Raw genomic sequence first — 14,108 nt, 5'->3', positions numbered from 1 at the left:
GAAAATGCCGGCGCTTTCGCGCCGGCATTGAAGTTTATCCGACAGGCGGACCCTCGGATCAGAACGAGTAGCGCACGCCCAGATAGGCACGCCGCGGCGCGACCCAGCTATTGGCCTCGCCGTAGGCGTACTGACCACTGCCCGCGAGCAGCTTCTGCTCGTCGGTGGCCGCCTGGTTGTTGAGCACGTTGAAGACGTCGAGGAAGAACTCGACCCCGCCGATCGGCAGGTCGTAGTCATACGCAAAGCGCATGTCGAAGGTGTAGTACGACGGCGTCGTCTCCGAGCCGACGAAGCCCTCCGACAGGTAGGAATCGGTCACGCCCCAATACTCGTAGGGAGCGTCCATCGGCGCGAAGTAACGGCCGCCGATGAGTTGCGCCGGGGTGTAGAGGGCCCCGCTGTTCCAGTTGAACACGCCGCTGACTTCCAGGCCGAAGTCGAACTCGTAGGCACCGTAGGCCTTGAACTGGTGCTTGATGTTGCCCGGCTGGTCTCCGTACACGTTCGGCGCACGGGGATCGAGCGCGATCCAGTCGCCTTGGTAGTCGGCGTTGCTGTCCGAGTTCGAGTTACCCTCGGCGGCGTTGTGGGTATACGAGACCTGCCCGAACCAGTTGTCGGTCCTGAACTTCGTCAGGCTGACCTCGAAGCCCGTATAGTTCCGCTCGCCACCCGGCAGGGTGCCGATGACGTAGTTCGAGTTCGGCATGGCGTCGTAGCCGAAGTACGAGAGCGGGATGAAGAACGGCGACCCCGGGAAGGCGTAGCCGTGCTCCCCGTCGTGGTTGTTCGGGTGGTTGGTTTCCGTGTTGTTCGGATCCGAATACAGCGCCAGGTCGAAGTCTTCCAGGATGCTCCGGGTCTGGCGACGGGTCACCGACGCCGACAGGCCGATATCCGAACCGAAGGTGGTCGAATAGCCGAGCATGTACTCGTCCGTGTACGGCGTTTCGGTGGTCGGCGCGAACAGGGCGTCCGGGGTGCTCGCCCCGCCGCGAACGCGGAACGTGACCCATTCGCCGTTGACGTTGAGCTGCTCTTCGGTCACCGGGCCGGTCAGGGCGCCCGCGAAGTCCGACATGTTGTTGCGGACCGGGTCATAGTAGCGACCGATGAAGCCGAAGACCTTGCTGCGGCCGTCGCCCGTGAGGTCGTAGACCACGCTGAGACGCGGCGCGATCTCCCAGTCGAAGGTGGCGACCTGCGAGCCATCGGAAGCGAAGTGCTCCCATTTCTCGGCGCGGAGGCCCGCTCCGACGGTCAGCTGGCCCAGCGTCCAGGTGTCCTGCAGATAGAGGGACTGGCCTTCGCTGCGCACCTCATAGGCCCCGCTGACCGTGCGCAGGGCGCGGTAGAGGTTCACGTTGCCGTAAGGGTTGCCGGTGGTGTCGGAGAAGACGAGGGCGTTGAGTTCGTCCTCGGTGACCACGCCGTCGTTGTCGGTGTCCACGGAGGCCTTCGCCGTGGCGTTGCCTTCGAGCGCCTGAATAATGCGAGCGGCGTCCGGGGCGCCGACCGACGGCCGGGCGGTCCAGCCGCCGTCGACCAGCACGCTCTGGAAGGTGCCGCCGGCGGAACCGATGGCGAGCGAGTTGTAGGTCACGTCACCGGGAACCGTGGAGTCCTCGGCGTAGACGTTTTCGGTGCGGTTGTAGCCGGCCTTGATCGTGTGGGTGCCGAAGCTGGTATCGAGGAAGTACTCGAAATTGGCGCCGAACTCGTCACGGTTCCGGAAGGTTTCGATGTTGGAGCCGGAGCCGCCCAGGGACCGCTGGGCGAGCGTCGCGTTCGCGGCGGTCGGGAAGACGAGCGTGTCACGGATATCCGAGCTCGCGGCGAAGTTGGAGACCTCGCCCTCGTGGCGGAACCAGTAGGCGTTGACCAGCAGGTCGCCCCAGGTGCGCGAATAGTCGATCTTGTAGTTGTCGCCGCCCTGCACCCGACGGGTGTCGCGATTGTTCAGGACGCCCGCCGACGCAGAACCCGTCGTTTCGAACGGATCGCTGAACCAACTGGCCGACAGACGATCGTCGTTGGTGACCTGCCAGGTGGCCTTGGCGAAGGCGTACTCGCTCTCCTGCTCGACCGTGCGCAGGATATCGCCGTTGGTGATGTCCAGGACCTCGTCCTCGCGGAACTTCTTCTGGTACGAGCCGAAGATCCACAGACGGTCACGCAGGATCGGGCCGCCCAGGGTGAAGGCGGTGTCGTAGGTCGAGAAACCACCCGACGTGGTGTGCTCGTCCTCGGCGACCAGTTCGTCGTTCTGCAGGTAGTAGTTGAGCGAGCCGTGCCACTCGTTACCGCCGGACTTGGTGATCACGCGCGAGATCAGGCCCGAGCCGCCGGCGTATTCGGCCGGCACGCCGCCGACGATCACCGACTGTTCCTGGATGATCTCGGAGTTGAAGTTGGCGCCGAAGGTGCCGGTGGTCGGGTCGGTCACGTCGACGCCGTCCAGATAATAGACGTTGTCCGACGAGGAGCCGATGGAGCCGCCGATGTCGGAATAGTTCACGCCCGAACGCGACGAGGGGTTGGCGCCGGGCTTCGTACCCGGGACCAGCTGCAGATAGCTCTGATAGCTACGGCCGGTGGGGAGCGATTCCACGGTGTCCAGAGTCAGCGTGGTGCCGACGGTCGCCGAGGTGACGTCCACCGCCGCCAGCGAGCGGCCGGTGACAATGACGTCGCCTATGTTCGTCGCGTCATCGGCCGCGCGCGCGCCGCTGATCAGGACATAACCCAGGCTCAGGTCCCTGCCGCTGACCACAGCGACATTGCTGGCGGTGTATTCGTCATAGCCGGCGGCCACCACGCTGACGGTGTAGTTCGTCGCCGGGTCCAGGCCCGCGAGGCGGACGCGCCCCTCTGCGTCGGTCACGCCGGTTCTCGTCACGAGGCTGTCGGGCGAGCTGACGGTCACCGTCGCGCCGGACAGCGGTTGGCCGTCATCACCGGTGACGTCGATCCGCAGCGTACCCGTTTGCGATTGAGCGAAGGCGGCGGTCGGCGTGAGCAGGGTGACGGTCGACACGGCGGTCAGCGCCATGAGCGCCGCTCCGCCGATCATGGTCGAGTGCAGCAACCGCTGCTTGATGGCGTGATTCTTCAACAGGTAACCCTCCTGGAACCGCAGGACGCGTCCAAGAGGAAGCGAACATTGACGGCAACAAACACCGCGCGCCCCAATGCACCCGGATCAGGAAGACCCTAGCTTGGCAATAAGCGAACCGCCCGCACAATTACCGGTTTGTAATCCAATCCTGGCCAGCCTGTCGCAATCTCGCCACATATGATCTCAACTAGCTGAAATACGGATACTAATGACCGGAATAATTACCGCGCTCCGCCGCCTCTCACCACAAGTCTGGGTCACGGGACAGGTCCTGCCAGACCAGATCGCGGATCTGGCCGCGGCCGGATTCACCTGTCTGGTGAATCACCGACCCGACGACGAAGAGCCGGGGCAACCGCGCTCATCGGAGATCGAACGAGTGGGGTCGGAGGCCGGCCTCAGGGTCGTGCACGCCCCTGCCCACGGCCTGCCCGATGCGGCAGCCGTCCAGGCGACCCGCGACACGCTCGACGCCCTCGGACCGGACGACAAGGCGGTGTTCTTCTGCCGTTCCGGGATGCGGTCCGCCGCCGCCTGGGCCATGGCGGAACGGCTCGCCGGCGTCGAGCCCGGCGCCCTGCGCGACGCGGCGGCGGGCTACGACCTCAGCCGCGTTCCGTTGTAGAAACTCCGTCAGCGAACGAGGCTGACACGGACGGCGTAGGGCGCCGGCTCCGGCGTGCAGGACGCGACGGCGAGTTGCGCCGCCATGAGACACAGGAAGGCCGCCGCGATGGGCTGGAGCCGTTTTGAGACAGCCAGGGCGATGGAAACGGCCATATCGGGCACTCCGGGGAAGGTTCACCGGGGCCTGACGCAAGGCGCGGGCCGGGCTGGAAGGACGACGCGATGATCCCCTTCGTGCGCGAACTGGACGTCGCCTACGGCCGGGTCGACCCGGTGTCGCCGCTGATCCGGCGGGTGATCGCCGCCAATCCGGGCCCGTTCACCTTCACCGGCACCGGCACCTATGTCGTCGGAGGGGCGGAGCCCGGCGCGGGCGTGGCCGTCATTGATCCCGGCCCGCCCGACGACGCGCACCTCGCGGCCCTGCTGGCGGCGGTGAAGAGTCAGAGGGTCAGCCACGTGCTGGTCACCCACACCCATCGCGACCACTCTCCCCTCGCCCGCCCCTTCGCCCGGATCGTCGGCGCGCCGGTGCTGGCCGCCCGCCCGCCCGCGCAGGTCGTTCACGCCTCGGGCCGGCTCGACGAGGATGAGGACGAAGCCTTCACACCGGATGTGATCCTGACCGGCGGCGAGGTCGTGGCCGGCGACGGCTGGACCCTCGAGGCGATGGCCACGCCCGGCCACGCCTCCAACCACATGGCCTTCGTGCTGCGCGAGGAGAACGCGCTGTTCAGCGGCGATCACGTGATGGGCTGGTCGACCACCGTGGTGGCTCCGCCCGATGGCGACATGACCGCCTACATGGCCAGCCTGGATGCGGTGATCGCGCGCGGCTTCTCGACGATCTGGCCGACGCATGGCGCGCCCATCACCGAGCCGGGGCCGTTCCTGACGGCCTATCGGGCTCACCGGCTGGAACGGGAGAGGCAGATTCTCGACCGGCTCGCGGCGGGCGACCGGCGGATCGCCGACATGGTCCCGGCGCTCTACGCCGGCGTGGACGAGCGGCTATGGCCGGCGGCCGCCCTGTCGGTCTGGGCCCACCTGATCGCCCTGGTCCGCCAAGGCCGGGTCGTCGCCGAGCCCGAGGCGACGCCGCAGGCGGTCTATCGGCCCGCCTGACCCCGCGGCGCAGGCGGTGCGGACCGTCCGCCAGTCGGCTTCGGTCAGGGCCGGCGCGCCCGGCCGTCCGGCTGCCTCGGCCGCGCGCTCCCGCCGGCTGGAGGCGGGATGGCTGTTGATGAATTCCGTGGCCTCCTCGAGACGCCCGCCGCCGCCGGCCCGGGAGAGTCGGGCGAAGAAGGGGGCCATGCCCTGCGACGACAGCCCGGCCCGGCGTAGCAGGGCCTGGCCGCGGGCGTCGGCTTCCATCTCGGCGGCGCGGTCGTGGCGGAGGCTGGTCAGTTGGCCGCCCAGCAGCACCGCCTGCTGGCCGGCCCCCGTGCCGCCGCCGACCACCAGGTCCAGCAGCATGCCGGCGCCGAGGTCGCGCCAGACCGCCTGCATGACATGTCGCTTCTCGACGTGGGCGACCTCGTGGGCGATCACCGCGGCCAGTTCGTCGGGCGACTCCGCGTCCCGGATCAGGTCGTCGGTGACCAGAATCGCGCCCCCCGGCAGGGCGAAGGCGTTGACCAGCGGCGCGTCGACCGCCCTCACCCGGATATCGAAGGCGGAATCGGCTCCGGCCGCTAGCCGCTGGCCGAGGCGGTCGAGGACGGCTTGGGCGGCGGGCTCCTCGCAGGCCGGAAAGACCGCGCCGATCTGGGCCTCGAAATTCACGCCCATGCGGCGCTCCATCGAGACGGGCGTGACCCGGGCCAGCGGACCGGACAGGGCCGGGACGCCCACGGTGACGAACAGGACCACCGCGGCCGCCATCCCGGTCAGTCCGCCGACCAGCCACATCTCCCGCCGTCGTCGCGTCCGCCGCCGGTCGTCGAGGCGGCTCCCCACCAGCGTCCGCCACTCGTCGGCCGGAAGGACCAGCCGGGCGTCGGGCTCGCGGCGGCTGGACACCCGCGCCTCGCCGGCCTCGACCTCGACGTCGAGATCCCGCACCGGCCAGACGATCTCGCGCCCGTCGGCGAGGATGCGCAGGGCGTCGCCGTCGACGGTCGCCCCGGCCTCATGCGCCCGCGCCGTGCGGCCGTCGAAAAAGCGGACCGCCATGCCTCAGATGGCCGAGAAGCCGAAGGCGTCCGCCAGGCCCTCGCCGCTGCCTGGACCGCGACCGGCCTGCCGCGCCAGATCGAGACGGGCTTCGCCGGTCGACTCCAGCCGTTCCGCCAGGAACCGGGCCGTGCGCGCCTGGGCCCAGGGCATCAGGAAGCCGAGGGTGATCAGCAGCAGGAACAGGTTGGTCACCGTCAGCCACCACAGCGGGATGGCCTTGACCTTGAGCCGGAACGTGGCGTCGTCGAGCCTTACGCCGGCGACGACCGACCTGAGCATCGCGGCCTGGTAGGGCGCCCAGAGCAGCAGGGCGAAGGGCGCGATCAGAAGGGCGATCCCATAGAAGGCGAACACAAAGGCGAGGTCGGGCACGGCCACCGGCCCGTCGGGCGATTCCGCTATGAGACCGCCGGTCGAGAGGGCCGCAGCCATGAATACCCCGATGAAGACGAAGTAGCCGACCAGGGTGCCGATCCAGCCGATGGCGTAGGCGCCGTACACCCCCTCGGCCTCAGCCCGCTCCTTGCGGAAGCGGAGCGGGCGATCGCCGAAGCGCAGGCCGCCCCAGATCTTGCCGGCCAGGTTGCGCTCGGCCGAGGGCCAGTACCAGCCCGCGGTGAGGCCGCTCAGGAGGACGGCGCCCAGGTAATGGAGCCCATAGCTGGCCGCCGAACCCTTGAGCTGAAAGCGCACCCCGCGCCAGGTCGTGCGGCTGGCCATGTAGCGGAAGGCGGCGAAGGTGCCGAAGCCCCAGAGCCAGAACATGAACAGGTAGAGCGGCAGGTAGGCGACCAGGATGAACCACTCGCCCAGGAACTGGACGGCGAACACCACGCCCAGGAAGGGGGCGCCCAGGACCAGCAGGGCGAGCAGGAAACCGATGAACAGCTCGACGCCCCGGCCGGTGTATTCGAATGACTCGCCGTTCAGCCGCAGGCCTCGCCAGACGCGCTGGCGCACCTCGGTTTTTCCCCAGAACCGGTAAAGCGTCAGCGTGACGAGATTCAGCAGGCCGTTCTTCAGGCTGAGGCCGAGAAACCGGCCCGGCTCCAGCGTGGTGGAGAAGGTCAGCCCTTCGGCCGCGCCCTCGTCGCCCAGCGGACCGAGGCCGCCGTCGGCAGTTACGTCGCTCATTTCAATGTTCCCCCAAACCCCACCGACAGGCGTAGCACAGCCGAAGGCGGAGGCAACGGATTCCGTCACAACCGGAAAGGGATTTACCCGCGATCCTGGTCAGCCGCCGCTGCGGAGGGCAGCGCTGATGCGGGTCGCGAGCCGACAGGCCTCGCCGCCGTGGCGGCGGCTGTCCCGGGCCGCGACCCGGACATCCGTACGGCCCGGGCGGATGCGGATGACCGCGTCGTGGACCGAACCAAACCAGAAGCCGCGGTGCGACCCCGCCGCGCGCCCGACGCCGGCGCCGCCCTGCAGGCTGAAGCCGGATTCCTGCAGCGCCCAGACGGCCGACTCCGGGGCGACCTGCGTCATGGCGGGCACGGCGCCCGGGCAGGCCCCGACGCCCGCCCTCCCGGCCGGGCCCGGCCCGCCGCGCCGGGCGTTCAGTTCGCCGAAGCCGGGAACCTCGGTCATGTCGGTGCTGATGTCGTCCGGGGGTCCCGACGCGATCCGCCCCGTCTGCCAGGCGTAGGCCCCGATCGTGGCGGCGGAGACTGCGACGGCGGCCAGGGCCAGCCACGGCGACGCCCTGCGGCGCAGGGCCATGATGAGCAGCGCCAGCGCCGCCAGCGCCCCGAGACCGGCGAGAACGGGGCCGACGCGCATCGCCAGCAGGTCGTGGCCGACGGCGTAGCTCCACCATCCGGTCCGGGTCCCGAGCGCGGCGACGAAGACGAGCAGCGGGGCGGCCAGCGCCAGTGCGGCCAGGCCCTGGACCTTCGCCCCGCTCCTGTTCGCGCGCCGCGCCATCGTCTCAGCCTCCGTTCGGCAGTCGGTAGTCCTTCATCCGCTCGCGGACCAGCTTCTTGTCGATCTTGCCCGTGGCCCCCAGCGGGATGTCATCGACGAAGACCACATCGTCCGGCATCCACCACTTGGCGATCTTGCCCTGCAGGAAATCGAGATGTTCCTGCTTGTTCTCGCCCTGGCCGGGCTTGAGCTTGATGACCAGCACCGGGCGCTCGTCCCATTTCGGGTGGGCCGCGCCGATGACGGCGGCCAGCTCGACCTTCGGGTGACCGACGGCGATGTTCTCGATCTCGATCGAACTGATCCACTCGCCACCGGACTTGATCACGTCCTTGGCGCGGTCGGTGATCTGCATGAAACCCTGCGGGTCGATGGTCGCGACGTCGCCGGTGTCGAAGAAGCCCTCATTGTCGAGGATTTCGCCGCCCTCGCCCTTGAAATAGGCGCCCGCGATGGTCGGTCCCTTGATCATCAGCCGGCCGTAGGTGTGCCCGTCGTGCGGCATCTCCTGGCCGGCCACGTTCTTGAGCTTGAGCTCGACACCGAGCGGCGGCGTGCCCTGCTTGACCCGCCACTTGATCTGCTCGTCGTAGGGCAGCGCCTTCAGCTCGGGCGGCAGGTTCGAAAGGGTGCCGATCGGCGAGGTCTCGGTCATGCCCCAGCCCTGCAGCACCTCGATGTCGAACTCTTCCTGGAAGGCGCGGATCAGGCTTTCCGGCACGGCCGAACCGCCGATCAGGACGCGCTTCACCGTGGGAATCTTCAGATTGTTCTCGCGGAGGTGGGTCAGCAGCCCCTGCCACACCGTCGGCACGGCGGCCGAGAAGGTGACGCCCTCGCTCTCGATCAGTTCGTAGATGGCCGCGCCGTCCATGCGGGCGCCAGGCATGACCAGCTTGGACCCCGCCGCCGGCCCGCCGAAGGCGATGCCCCAGGCGTTGGCGTGGAACATCGGCACCACCGGCAGGATCACTTCGCTCGGCGTCGCGCCCAGCACCGTCGACTGCAGGCCCAGCAGCGTATGGATGAAGTTGGAGCGGTGCGAGTACAGCACCCCCTTCGGGTTGCCGGTCGTGCCCGAGGTGTAGCAGAGGCCGCAGGCGGTCAGCTCGTCGAAGCCGCCCCACGCCACGTCTTCGGAGGCGGTCGACAGCAGGGCCTCGTAGCATTCCGCGCCCGGCAGCTTCGTCGCCGGCATGTGCAGTTCGTCGGTCAGGACCACGACCCGCTCGACCGAGGGGCAGTGCGGCAGCACCGCCTCGAGCAGGGGGATGAAGGTCAGGTCGACGAAGATGATCTTATCTTCGGCGTGGTTGATGATGTAGGCCAGCTGTTCCGGGAACAGCCGCGGATTGAGGGTGTGGCAGACCGCCCCGATGCCCATGATGCCGTACCAGGCCTCGATGTGGCGGCCGCTGTTCCAGGCCAGGGTGGCGATGCGGTCGCCGACCTTGACGTCCCAGTCCTGGAGCACGCTGGACACCCGTTTGGCGCGGGCGTGGATCTCGGCATAGGTGGTGCGGACGATCGGCCCCTCGACCGACCGGGTCACGACCTCGCGATGGCCGTGCCAATTCCTGGCGTGGTCGATGATCTTGTCGACCGTCAGCGGCCAGTCCTGCATCAGTCCGAGCATCGGTGTCCCTCGATTGCGCCTGCTTCACCGGGCGCTTGGCGATCACGCTATCGGCTCGATCAGCAACAGGCAACGTGACGCAAGGTCAGCCTGGGCCGTCGGTGCTGGCGCAATTCGCCCGCCAGACCTAGAAGGCCGTGATGCCCATTCTGATCGCCATCACCGGAGGCTCGGGCTCCGGCAAGAGCACCCTGGCGGAGACCCTGGTCGCCGCCCTGCCCGCGGGCGCGGCCGTGCTGGTGCGCGAGGATTCCTACTACCGCGACGCGGCCAGCCTGCCGGGCTTCGACGCCGCCACCTTCGACTTCGACGACGTGGCCGCGCGCGACCATGAGCTGATGATCCGCGACCTGGCCACGCTCAAGGCCGGACGGGACATCACCGCCCCGGTCTATTCCTTCATCCACCACGGCCGCGAACCGGGCGGCGAGCCGGTGCGCGCGGCCGATGTGGTGATCGTCGAGGGCACCCACCTGCTGTGCACGCCCGGTCTGGTCGAACTGTTCGACATCCGGGTGTTCGTCGACACCCCGGCCGACATCCGCTTCATCCGCCGCCTGCTGCGCGACCAGGCCGAGCGGGGCCGGACCGCCGACTCGGTGATCCAGCAATATCTGGGCACGGTCCGCCCGGGGCACGAGCGGCTGACCGAGCCGTCGCGGGTCAACGCCGACTTCATCGTCGCCGACGCCACCGCCGCCGTCCGGCTCGAGGACCCGCAGGCGGTGGTCCGGCTGGCCGCGCCGGTGCTGGCCCATCCGTTGTTGGCGCGGCTGTTCACCGGCTGAACGGCCCGGCCGGGGTCAGGGCCAGAGCCGCGTCCTGGTCCATCCCTGCCCGGCCCGGTCGAAGCGCAGCCGGTCATGCAGGCGGAACGGCCGGTCACGCCAGAACTCCACGACGTCCGGAACGACCCGCCAACCGGTCCAGCGTTCCGGGCGCGGCACTTCGCCGTCGGCGAAACGGGCGGTCTCCCGGGCCACGGCGATCTCCAGCGTGTCCCGGCTATCCAGCGGCCTCGACTGGTCCGAGGCCCAGGCCCCGATGCGGCTCTCGCGGGCGCGGCTGGCGAAATAGGCGTCGGCCTCGGCTGCGCTGACCGGCTCGACCGCGCCGCGCACCCGCACCTGGCGGCGCAGCGACTTCCAGTGGAACAGCAGGGCCGCCGACGGATGCGCCGCCAGCGCCTCGCCCTTGGCGCTCTCACGGTTGGAGTAGAAGGTGAGGCCGCGGGCGTCGACGTCCTTGAGCAGCACCATCCGGGCATCGGGCCGGCCGTCCGTGTCGACGGTGGCCAGGGCCATGGCGTTGGCGTCGTTCGGCTCGGACGCCCGCGCGTCGGCCAGCCAGTCCACGAACAGGCCGATCGGCTCGACGCGGTCGAAGATGGTCTCGTCGCTATTGGCGGCGAGGGCGGCGGCGTACTGCTCCGCGTACTCCTCGCGGGTCGGGCTGGGCGGGATCACGGGCGCGGTCATGATGTGCAGATAGACCCTCGCGGCCTCGCTGGGGAGAGGCGTCACGGTTAACCGGACCTTGACCATGTCCGTGGCCTTAGTGGGCCATGCGCGCCCGATCGCACTCCGAGGTCGCCTCCCTCGACGAGGCCCACGCCCTGCTCGGCCTGACCGGCCCGGCGGCGGACGGCGAGGCGCTGACCGCCGCGTTCCGGGCGGCGGTGAAGGCCGCTCACCCTTCGGCCCCGGGCGGAGACGCCGACCGCTTTCGCCGCGTGATCGCGGCCTGGCGACTGATCCAGAGCCGTCATCGCCCGCTGGCGCTCGCCGCGCCGGCGTCGCCCCCATCCTCGCCGCCGGTCGTGTCCATCGGCCCGGTGGACGCCCTGAACGGCGGCCGTCTCGCGGTCCGGACGGCCGGTCGCACCTTCGATATCCGCCTGCCCAGGGGCCTGCGCAGCGGCGAACACCTGCGCCTGCGCGGTGCGGGCGGCGGCGGCGCCGATGTCTATCTGCCGGTGCTTATCCGCGCCGCCGACGGGCTGAGCGTGCTCGGCGACGACCTGTACATGGACTGGCCCGTGCCGAACCGGCTGATGGAGGACGGCGGGCGGCTCGAGATCGACACCCACGCCGGACGCCGCTCGGCCTGGATAGTGGCCGGACATGCGCCGCTGCGTCTGCGGCTCGCCGGGCTGGGCCTGCCGGCCCGCGGCGCCCGTCCGCAGGGGCACCTGTTCATCAACCTGAGGCCGTCCGACGACGCCCCCTCGGCGGCCGAGGATCTGCTGATCCGCTTCACCCGCGTCTGGACGCCGGACCGGCTGGCGGCTTAGGTCGCTTCCATGTCCCACAACAGTTTCGGCCATCTGTTTCGCGTGACCACCTGGGGCGAGAGCCACGGCCCGGCGATCGGCTGCGTGGTCGACGGCTGCCCGCCGCTGATCCCGCTGACCGAGGCCGACCTGCAGCCGTGGCTGGACCGGCGCAAGCCGGGCGGCAGCCGCTTCGTCACCCAACGGCAGGAGAGCGACACCGGCCGCATCCTGTCCGGCGTCTTCGATGATGGAAACGGCCCGGTCACCACCGGCACGCCGATCGCCATCCAGATCGACAACGAGGACGCCCGCTCGAAGGACTATGGCGACATCGCCCGCGCCTTCCGCCCCGGCCACGCCGACTACACCTACCAGGCCAAATACGGCGTCCGCGACCACCGCGGCGGCGGCCGCTCGTCGGCGCGGGAGACGGCCGTGCGGGTGGCGGCCGGCGGCGTGGCGCGCAAGGTGCTGGGCGAGGCCGTGCGCATCCGCGCCGGCGTGGTTCAGCTGGGCCCGCACCGGATCGCCCACGAGGCGGTGGATTTCGACGCGGTCTACGACAACGCCCTGTTCGCCGCCTCCGCCGACGTGGTCCCGGCCTGGGAGGATTACCTCGACGGGGTCCGCAAGGCCGGCTCGTCGATCGGGGCGGTGGTGGCGCTGGAGGTCACGGGCGTGCCCGCCGGCTGGGGCGCGCCGGTCTACGGCAAGCTCGACGCCGAACTGGCCGCCGCGATGATGTCGATCAACGCGGTCAAGGGCGTCGAGATCGGGGCCGGCTTCGGCGCCGCCGAACTGTCAGGCGAAGACAACGCCGACGAAATGCGGATGGGCGATGACGGGCTGCCGGTCTTCCTGTCCAACAGGGCCGGCGGCGTGCTGGGCGGCATCTCGACGGGCCAGCCGGTGACCGCCCGGGTCGCCTTCAAGCCGACCTCCTCCATCCTCACGCCGCGCCAGACCATCACCCGCGACGGCGCCGAGACCGACCTGCGCACCAAGGGCCGTCACGACCCGTGCGTGGCCCTGCGCGGCGTGCCGGTGGTGGAGGCGATGGCGGCGTGCGTGCTGGCGGATGCGATGCTGCGGCACCGGGCGCAGGTGGGGTGACCCCTTTCCGCCACTGACACTGTTACCTATATAGCTCCCGAACGGCGCGTCATACGATGCGCCCCCAATCGGGAGACCCCTCATGATCGACGTCCGCCCCTTCTCCAGCCTCGGCGGCGCCAACCACGGCTGGCTGAACGCGAAGCACCATTTCTCCTTCGCCAACTACTACGACCCGTCCCGCATGGGTTGGGGCCGGCTGCGCGTCTGGAACGACGACGAGATCGCCGGCAAGTCGGGCTTTCCGCCCCACCCGCACGCCGACATGGAGATCATCACCTATGTCCGCACCGGGGCGATCACCCACGAGGACTCGATGGGCAACAAGGGCCGCACCGGCGCGGGCGACGTGCAGGTGATGAGCGCCGGCACCGGCGTGCGCCACTCGGAGTTCAATCTCGAGGACGAGACCACCACCCTGTTCCAGATCTGGATCGAGACCGACAAGCCGGGCGCCAAGCCGGGCTGGGGCGCCAAGGCCTTCCCCAAGGCCGACCGCACGGGCCGCTTCTCGGTGCTCGCCTCGGGCGACGCGGCTGACGACGCCCTGACCATCAACGCCGACGCCCGGGTGCTGGGCGCCACGCTCAACGCCGGCGAAAGCCTGACCTACAGCCTGGCCGAGGGCCGCCGCGCCTATCTGGTCCCCGCCGTCGGCGAGGTCGAGGTCAACGGCGTCAAGCTCAACGCCCGTGACGGCGCGGCCATCAAGGACGAGGCCGACATCACCATCACGGCCAGGGCCGACGCCGAACTGGTGATGGTCGACAGCCTCTGACCGCTGTGCTCCACGACGGCGCCGGGTGTAGCATCCGGCGCCGTCGCTCCGGAGAGCCGCCATCCCCGCCCGTTTCACCCAGACCTGCCACGTCCTCGCCGTCCCTGACGTCGAGGCGTCGGCGCGCCATTACATCGAGGCCCTGGGTTTCGAGCCGCTGGACATCCCCGCTCCGGGCTGGCGCTTCGTGCAGCGGCCCGGTGCGGTTCGATCTCGGCGAATGCCGGGACGCCCTGCCCGCCCACGAACTCGGCGACCATTCCTGGGTGGCGCGCATATTCGTCGAGGGCGTCGACGCCTATCACGACGAGATCGCCCCCAAGGGCGCCTTGATCACCTCGCGGCCCACGACCAAGCCATGGGGCTTGCGCGAGATGGGCGTCAGTACGCCGGACGGGCACCGGCCGGTGTTCTGCGAGGCGGTGAACCGCTGAAGAAAAACCCCGCCCGGATC

General features: G+C 69.6%; 14 protein-coding genes. 7 read left to right on the top strand and 7 right to left on the bottom strand.

Going from position 1 to position 14,108, the window contains the following annotated elements:
* Window positions 1–58 precede the first annotated feature (58 nt).
* Window positions 59–3,118 (bottom strand): carboxypeptidase regulatory-like domain-containing protein, encoded by a 3,060-nt coding sequence (locus ACSQ1L_RS00890; RefSeq protein ID WP_435991035.1) that lies wholly within the window; start codon window positions 3,116–3,118, stop codon window positions 59–61.
* Between the two features lie 211 nt (window positions 3,119–3,329).
* On the opposite strand from ACSQ1L_RS00890, the gene ACSQ1L_RS00885 reads away from it, so the two are divergent.
* Window positions 3,330–3,746, top strand: a complete 417-nt coding sequence (locus ACSQ1L_RS00885; RefSeq protein ID WP_435991033.1) for a beta-lactamase hydrolase domain-containing protein — start codon at window positions 3,330–3,332, stop codon at window positions 3,744–3,746.
* Window positions 3,747–3,754: 8 nt separating this feature from the next.
* On the opposite strand, the gene ACSQ1L_RS00880 is transcribed toward ACSQ1L_RS00885, so the two are convergent.
* Window positions 3,755–3,901 (bottom strand): hypothetical protein, encoded by a 147-nt coding sequence (locus tag ACSQ1L_RS00880; protein ID WP_435991031.1) that lies wholly within the window; start codon window positions 3,899–3,901, stop codon window positions 3,755–3,757.
* Between the two features lie 69 nt (window positions 3,902–3,970).
* On the opposite strand from ACSQ1L_RS00880, the gene ACSQ1L_RS00875 reads away from it, so the two are divergent.
* Window positions 3,971–4,873, top strand: a complete 903-nt coding sequence (locus ACSQ1L_RS00875; RefSeq protein WP_435991029.1) for an MBL fold metallo-hydrolase — start codon at window positions 3,971–3,973, stop codon at window positions 4,871–4,873.
* Here ACSQ1L_RS00875 and ACSQ1L_RS00870 read toward each other — a convergent pair.
* The 4 genes from ACSQ1L_RS00870 to ACSQ1L_RS00855 form a co-directional block, all read right to left on the bottom strand.
* On the bottom strand, window positions 4,760–5,923 hold the full coding sequence (locus tag ACSQ1L_RS00870) for a M48 family metallopeptidase (RefSeq protein WP_435991027.1): 1,164 nt from the start codon (window positions 5,921–5,923) through the stop codon (window positions 4,760–4,762). The genes ACSQ1L_RS00875 and ACSQ1L_RS00870 overlap by 114 nt on opposite strands.
* A gap of 3 nt (window positions 5,924–5,926) precedes the next feature.
* Window positions 5,927–7,060, bottom strand: a complete 1,134-nt coding sequence (locus ACSQ1L_RS00865; protein ID WP_435991025.1) for a YjgN family protein — start codon at window positions 7,058–7,060, stop codon at window positions 5,927–5,929.
* A 99-nt stretch (window positions 7,061–7,159) separates the two neighbouring features.
* Complete coding sequence (locus tag ACSQ1L_RS00860; RefSeq protein WP_435991023.1) at window positions 7,160–7,852, bottom strand: DUF1499 domain-containing protein; 693 nt, start codon at window positions 7,850–7,852, stop codon at window positions 7,160–7,162.
* A 4-nt stretch (window positions 7,853–7,856) separates the two neighbouring features.
* The gene (locus ACSQ1L_RS00855; RefSeq protein ID WP_435991021.1) at window positions 7,857–9,488 is read right to left on the bottom strand and encodes a long-chain-fatty-acid--CoA ligase; all 1,632 of its coding nucleotides are present in this window, start codon (window positions 9,486–9,488) and stop codon (window positions 7,857–7,859) included.
* 140 nt (window positions 9,489–9,628) lie between these two features.
* On the opposite strand from ACSQ1L_RS00855, the gene udk reads away from it, so the two are divergent.
* Window positions 9,629–10,276, top strand: a complete 648-nt coding sequence (gene udk, locus ACSQ1L_RS00850; protein ID WP_435991019.1) for a uridine kinase — start codon at window positions 9,629–9,631, stop codon at window positions 10,274–10,276.
* A 15-nt stretch (window positions 10,277–10,291) separates the two neighbouring features.
* Here the strand turns inward: udk and pdxH are convergent, their stop codons facing one another.
* Window positions 10,292–10,966 (bottom strand): pyridoxamine 5'-phosphate oxidase, encoded by a 675-nt coding sequence (gene pdxH / locus ACSQ1L_RS00845; protein ID WP_435992479.1) that lies wholly within the window; start codon window positions 10,964–10,966, stop codon window positions 10,292–10,294.
* 86 nt (window positions 10,967–11,052) lie between these two features.
* Between pdxH and ACSQ1L_RS00840 the strand changes: the two genes are divergently transcribed.
* The 4 genes from ACSQ1L_RS00840 to ACSQ1L_RS00825 all read left to right on the top strand — a co-directional run bounded on the left by ACSQ1L_RS00840 (window position 11,053) and on the right by ACSQ1L_RS00825 (window position 14,088).
* A complete protein-coding gene (locus ACSQ1L_RS00840; protein WP_435991017.1) occupies window positions 11,053–11,781 on the top strand; it encodes a DnaJ C-terminal domain-containing protein in 729 nt (242 codons plus the stop codon).
* Window positions 11,782–11,790: 9 nt separating this feature from the next.
* Window positions 11,791–12,876: a chorismate synthase gene (gene aroC / locus ACSQ1L_RS00835; RefSeq protein ID WP_435991015.1), complete on the top strand. Its 1,086-nt coding sequence runs from the start codon at window positions 11,791–11,793 to the stop codon at window positions 12,874–12,876.
* Window positions 12,877–12,958: 82 nt separating this feature from the next.
* Window positions 12,959–13,654, top strand: a complete 696-nt coding sequence (locus ACSQ1L_RS00830; RefSeq protein WP_435991013.1) for a pirin family protein — start codon at window positions 12,959–12,961, stop codon at window positions 13,652–13,654.
* A 200-nt stretch (window positions 13,655–13,854) separates the two neighbouring features.
* Window positions 13,855–14,088 carry a hypothetical protein gene (locus tag ACSQ1L_RS00825; protein WP_435991011.1) on the top strand — a complete coding sequence of 78 codons (234 nt, stop codon included), beginning with the start codon at window positions 13,855–13,857 and terminating at the stop codon, window positions 14,086–14,088.
* Window positions 14,089–14,108 lie beyond the last annotated feature (20 nt).

The sequence above is a fragment of the Brevundimonas sp. LjRoot202 genome (assembly GCF_964253355.1).
In the GTDB taxonomy this organism is placed as follows: Bacteria; Pseudomonadota; Alphaproteobacteria; order Caulobacterales; family Caulobacteraceae; genus Brevundimonas.
This window is presented reverse-complemented; position numbering and strand designations above follow the sequence as displayed.

Excerpts from the sequence above, each read along its gene's own strand:
- aroC (WP_435991015.1), top strand. The coding sequence starts at position 11,791 with ATGTCCCACAACAGTTTCGGCCATCTGTTTCGCGTGACCACCTGGGGC.
- ACSQ1L_RS00860 (WP_435991023.1), bottom strand. The coding sequence starts at position 7,852 with ATGGCGCGGCGCGCGAACAGGAGCGGGGCGAAGGTCCAGGGCCTGGCC.
- ACSQ1L_RS00875 (WP_435991029.1), top strand. The coding sequence starts at position 3,971 with ATGATCCCCTTCGTGCGCGAACTGGACGTCGCCTACGGCCGGGTCGAC.
- ACSQ1L_RS00830 (WP_435991013.1), top strand. The coding sequence starts at position 12,959 with ATGATCGACGTCCGCCCCTTCTCCAGCCTCGGCGGCGCCAACCACGGC.
- ACSQ1L_RS00885 (WP_435991033.1), top strand. The coding sequence starts at position 3,330 with ATGACCGGAATAATTACCGCGCTCCGCCGCCTCTCACCACAAGTCTGG.
- udk (WP_435991019.1), top strand. The coding sequence starts at position 9,629 with ATGCCCATTCTGATCGCCATCACCGGAGGCTCGGGCTCCGGCAAGAGC.
- ACSQ1L_RS00880 (WP_435991031.1), bottom strand. The coding sequence starts at position 3,901 with ATGGCCGTTTCCATCGCCCTGGCTGTCTCAAAACGGCTCCAGCCCATC.
- ACSQ1L_RS00855 (WP_435991021.1), bottom strand. The coding sequence starts at position 9,488 with ATGCTCGGACTGATGCAGGACTGGCCGCTGACGGTCGACAAGATCATC.
- ACSQ1L_RS00840 (WP_435991017.1), top strand. The coding sequence starts at position 11,053 with ATGCGCGCCCGATCGCACTCCGAGGTCGCCTCCCTCGACGAGGCCCAC.
- ACSQ1L_RS00870 (WP_435991027.1), bottom strand. The coding sequence starts at position 5,923 with ATGGCGGTCCGCTTTTTCGACGGCCGCACGGCGCGGGCGCATGAGGCC.
- ACSQ1L_RS00865 (WP_435991025.1), bottom strand. The coding sequence starts at position 7,060 with ATGAGCGACGTAACTGCCGACGGCGGCCTCGGTCCGCTGGGCGACGAG.
- pdxH (WP_435992479.1), bottom strand. The coding sequence starts at position 10,966 with ATGACCGCGCCCGTGATCCCGCCCAGCCCGACCCGCGAGGAGTACGCG.